The sequence below is a fragment of the Polaromonas sp. P3_C2 genome (assembly GCF_056402675.1).
Map to the genome: position 1 here is coordinate 1 of NZ_JBFUGX010000915.1, position 1,347 is coordinate 1,347.

A 1,347-nucleotide genomic window follows, 5' to 3' on the forward strand; every position below is an offset into this window, starting at 1 on the left:
CAGCAGGCCGACGCGATGTTCGACGACCATTTGCAGCAAATGGCGCGCTCACTGCGCAGCGGCATTCCACTCAACATTCCCCTGGACGAGACCGACGAAGACGACCGCTTCGAGGTCTACGTGCAGATCTGGGGCCAGGACGGCACACAGATTTTCCGCTCCACCCGATCGGCGCTTCCGCCGCGCGCAGTGCTCGGCTTTTCGGACGTCGAAGCGCACGGCAACCGGTACCGCGTCTACACCCTGCAGACCGCGCTGCAAACCGTGCAGATTGCGCAAGACCTGGACGCCCGCTCGGCGCGCGCCCGCACGCTGGCTGTGCGCGCCGTGCTGCCCTTTGCCTACCTAACCCCGCTGCTCATGCTGGCCGTGTGGTGGGTCATCAGCCGTTCGCTGGCGCCTGTCGAGCGTGCCCGGCGACAGGTGGCCGGGCGCCCGGCCGACGATTTGTCGCCGCTGGCCGACGACGGCCTGCCCGACGAAGTGCGGCCGCTAGTGGAAGAGCTGAACCTGCTGTTCGGCCGGGTGCGCGGCGCTTTCGAGGCGCAGCGGCATTTTGTGGCTGATGCGGCGCACGAATTGCGCTCGCCGCTGACGGCGCTCAAGCTGCAGGCGCAGGCCCTGCGCCGAAACGACGAAGAACCTGCGGCACGGGAGGCCGCTATTGGCCGGTTGAACCAGGGCATAGACCGGGCGATACGGCTGGTCGAGCAGCTGCTGGTGCTGGCCCGCGAAGAAGCCGCCGGCACGGCACAAGCCGGAGCCGATTCAGGCCAGGCACCTGCCGCTGCCGCCTTTGTGGACCTGCGTGACGTGGTGAAGCTGGCCGTGGCCGATGTATTACCCCATGCCGGCCACAGGCAAATTGACCTGGGCCTGGCGGGCAGCGAGCCTCAGCAGCCTGTGCAGGTGAAGGGCCAGAGCGAGGCCCTGCGCATCCTGCTGCGCAACCTGCTGGACAACGCCGTCAAGTACACGCCGGTGGCGGGCCAGGTCGATGTGTCGGTGGGCGTGCAGGACGGACAGCCGGAATTGACGGTGGAAGACAGCGGCCCGGGCATCGCCGCAGAAGACCGCCACCGCGTATTTGACCGCTTCTTTCGTGCCGCCAGCGTCACGGACACGGCGGGCGGGTCGGCTGGATCGGCGATCTCTCCGGAAGCCGGCAGCGGCCTCGGATTGGCCATCGTCAAGGTGATTGCCGAGCGGCACGGCGCGACGCTACAGCTCGGCACGTCAGACCGCCTGGGTGGACTGCGGATTGAAGTCCGGTTTCCGGCGGGCGAGATCACCGGCTAGCAGCCATCATTTGCTACCATTTTTATAGCTGCTCGCGCAGTACTATTG

Annotated in this window: 1 protein-coding gene; it reads left to right on the forward strand. The window is 67.0% G+C overall.

Annotated features, from left to right (window positions below):
• Positions 1 to 1,299: ATP-binding protein (locus tag AC1DWI_RS23335; protein ID WP_477725939.1), on the forward strand; the 1,299-nt coding region annotated here is incomplete at its 5' end.
• Positions 1,300 to 1,347 lie beyond the last annotated feature (48 nt).